General features: G+C 71.5%; 2 protein-coding genes. Both read right to left on the bottom strand.

The features are described 5' to 3' along the window. On the bottom strand, positions 1 to 246 hold a 246-nt coding region (locus tag VFV67_RS35775; protein WP_326475157.1), incomplete at its 3' end, for a beta-ketoacyl synthase N-terminal-like domain-containing protein. Beyond that, positions 243 to 3,708 (bottom strand): SDR family NAD(P)-dependent oxidoreductase (locus VFV67_RS35770; RefSeq protein WP_326475156.1); only part of this gene is annotated, 3,466 nt, incomplete at its 5' end. The genes VFV67_RS35775 and VFV67_RS35770, both read right to left, overlap by 4 nt.

Below are 3,708 nucleotides of genomic sequence, written 5' to 3'. Positions count from 1 at the left end.
GTCGTACACATCCAATGCCTGCCAGCGGTCCGGGAAAACGTTTACCGCGTCGCCACCGGTGGACAGCAGCTCCCAGAACGCTTCCGGGGTGGCGATACCACCGGGCAGGCGGCAGGACATGGCGACGATGGCGATCGGTTCGGTGCGGGCGGCGCGTTCGGCGGTGAGTTCGTTCTCGGTGTCGACGAGTGCGCTGGCGGTGCGCCGCAGGTAGGCCTCGAGCTTCTGGATTTCGGCGGCGCTCATTGGCTCACTCCCAGCTTGCGGTCCAGGAACTGGAGAAGGTCGTCGGTGCTGCCGGTGTCCAGTTCGGTTTCCGGTTCGGTGCGCGCGACCGTGGTCGAGCCGGACCGGGCCAGGCCGTCCCGCAGGGCCAGCAGGTCGGCCGCGAGTCGGGGGTCCGCGAGTTGGGTGGGGGTGGCCGCGCGCAGCAGTTCGACCAGGCCGTCGATCTGGGCCTTCGTGACCCCCGGTACACGGCCGGGGCCGGCGCCGAGGGACAGCTTGTCGAGCAACAGGGTCGCGATGGCGACCGGGGTCGGATGGTCGAAGGCCAGCGTCGAGGGCAGCGGCACCCCGGTCTCGGCGGACAGCCGGCGGCGCAGCTCGACCGCCATCAGCGAGTCCAGGCCAAGGTCCTTGAGCACCTGGCGTGGTCCCACGCCGTCCGGCCCGGTCCGGCCGAGGACGGTCGCGATCTCGCGCTGCACCAGTTGGGACAAGTGCCCGAGCCGCTGGTCGTCCGGAAGCGCGAGCAGCCGGTCCCGCAACCCGGTCGGGTTCGCGGCCGCCGCTCCGGTCCGCCGGCGCGGGGCCCGCAGGAGGGTGCGCAGCAGTACTGGAACCTCGGCGCCGTTGTCCCTGCTCCGGTTCAGCCGCACCGGTACCAGGTGCGCGTGCGGCTGGGCCAGCGCGGCGTCCAGCGCCGCGAGCCCCTGCCGTTCGGTGAGCGCACCGATCCCCCGGCGGCGCAACCGGGCCAGCTCGGCCTGGCCGAGGCGCGCGGTCAGCCCGATTCCGGCCTGCTGCCACAGACCCCAGGACAGGCTCACACCGGCCAACCCGGCCGCCCGGCGATGCCCGGCCAAGGCGTCCAGGAAAGCGTTGGCCGCCGCGTAGTTGCTCTGCCCGGCGCCACCGAGCACCCCGGCCGCCGAGGAGAACAACACGAACACCGCCAGGTCCAACTCCCGGGTCAACTCGTGCAGATGCACCGCACCGTCGACCTTGGGCTGCCACACCGCATCGAGCCGCTCGGGACTCTGATCGGCCAGCAACCCGTCATCCAGCACCGCCGCCAGATGGAACACCGCCGTCCACGGATGTGCCGCATCCGCCGTGGCCAGCACCGTAGCGACATCCGCGCGCCGGCCGACATCACAGGCCACCACCTGCACGCTCTGCGCGCCGGCCGCCGTCAACTCGGCCACCAGGTCCGCAGCCCCGGGCGCCTCCAGCCCTCGTCGCGAGGTCAACACCAGATGCCGAATCCCGTGCCGGGTAACCAGATGCCGGGCCACGGTGCGGCCAAGCTCACCGGTGCCGCCGGTGATCAGCACCGACCCCGCCGGGTCCAACACCCCGGGCACGCCGGCCGACACCTCGGCCGGAACCAGCCGCGCAACCCGGATCTCCCCGTCCCGGATCGCGATCTCCGGTTCGCCGGTCATGGCAAGCGCCCGGCCCAGCACCGCCCGATCGGCCGGCTCGGCGCCGACCTCGACGATTCTGATCGTCCGCTCCGGATTCTCGGCACGGGCCGCGCGCACCAGTCCGCACAGCGGCGCGTGCGCAAGGTCGCCGGCGCGGGTGACCCAGATCAGTTCGGTGGCGTCCAGCCGGGGATCGGCCAGCACCCGTTGCGTGATGCGCAATGCCGCGACGGTCGCCTCCCACGCCGGGGCCACCGGGGCGTCGATCACCAGCCGGGCCGGCACCTCGCCGGACGGCGAGTCGAGCAGTTCATCCACATCCACCGCGTGGTCGGCCACCGGCGCCTGATCCGGCTCGGTGACCGGCTGGAAGTCCACCCGGTACAGGTGCTCGACGGTGTCGCCGGCGCGGACCTGTTCGGCGGTGGCCGCGCGGATCACCAACCCGTCTGCATACAGCACCGGTTGGCCGGCCCCGTCGGCGACCGCGACCCGAGCGGTCTCGCCGTCCAGATCGACCCGCACCCGCAGTTCGGTGGCGCCGGTGGCGTACAACTCGACCCCGGTCCACTCGAACGGAAGCAGCACGGTGTCGTCCTCGCGCAGGCCCATCAGCGTGTGCAGGGCGGCGTCGAGCAGCGCGGGGTGGATGCCGAAACCGTTGGGGTCCAACCCGTCGGGCAGCCGGACCAGACCGTAGGCGGTGTCGCCGGTGCGGCACAGTTCGGTCAGGCCCTGGAAGGCCGGGCCGTAGTCCAGGCCGCGGGCGGCCAGCGATTCGTAGAAGCCGTCCAGGTCAAGGCGTTCGGCGTCCGGGGGCGGGGTGGTGGCGATCTCGGGGACCGGGCCGGGGGTGGCGAGCGTTCCGGTGGCGTGCCGGCGCCAGGGCGCGTCGTCGATACGGCTGTAGATGGTGATCTCTTCGGCGTGGATCACCGCCTGTATCCGCACCGCGGTGTCCTCGGGGAGAACGAGTGGTTCCAGCAGGGTCAGCTCGGAAACCCGGTCCGCGCCGGCCTGGTGGGCGGCGGTGAGTGCGATCTCGAGCAATGCCGTGCCGGGTACCAGGATCGTGCCGAACACGGCGTGGTCGGCAAGCCACGGATGCTCGGCCATCGACAGCCGCCCGGTGAGCACCCAACCGTCTCCGTCGGCGAGGCATACCGCCGTCCCCAGCCAGGGATGCTCGTTCTTGGACGCTGATTTCGGAGTGTCCAGCCAGAATCGCTCGCGCTGGAAGGCATAGGTGGGCAACGGGACCGGGCCGCTCGTCCCGGTGATCCAATCCCAGTCCAGCTCGACCCCGTGCACGTGGAGCAGGCCGAGGTTGCGCAGCAGCGCGGCCTGGTCACCCCGCCGCCGGGTCAGCGATCCGACCACGACGCCGCCGTGTTCGGCGCTGGCGTCGGTGAGCGGCATGGCCAGGACCGGGTGGGCGGAGATCTCCACGAACACCGAATGCCCGTCGGTCAGCAACTGTTCGAGGGCGCGGTCGAAGCGGACCGGTTCGCGCAGGTTGCGGCACCAGTAGTCGCCATCCAACTCCGGGCCTTCGACGGCGTGGCCGGTCACGGTGGAGTAGAAGGCGATCTGTGCCCGACCCGGGGTGAGGCCGGCGAATGCGGTGGTCAGGTCGGGTAGCAGCGGGTCCATCTGGGCGTTGTGTGAGGCGTAGTCGACGTTGATCTTGCGGGCATAGACGTCCTGGGCCTGCAACTCGGTCACGATCTGCTCGATCGCCTCGACGGCACCGGAGATCACCGTCGAGCCCGGGGTGTTCACCGCCGCCACCGACAGCGCATCGCCGTACGGGGCAAGGAACTCTTCGACCTGGGCGACGGGGCGTTCGATCAGGGCCATGCCGCCCTGCCCGGCCACCGTGAGCACCGCTTGAGAGCGTTGCGCGACGATCTGGGCGCCCTGTTCCAGGGTGAGCGCGCCGCTGATCACCGCGGCCGGTACCTCCCCCTGCGAGTGGCCGACCACGGCGGCGGGTTCCACGCCCAGCGAGCGCCACACGGCCGACAACCCGATGGCCATCGCGAACAACGCCGGC

The sequence above is a fragment of the Actinophytocola sp. genome (assembly GCF_035762905.1).
Lineage (GTDB): Bacteria > Actinomycetota > Actinomycetes > Mycobacteriales > Pseudonocardiaceae > DASYTH01.
The sequence above is the reverse complement of the archived record's forward strand: the minus strand, read 5'-3'. Positions and strand labels throughout refer to the sequence as shown.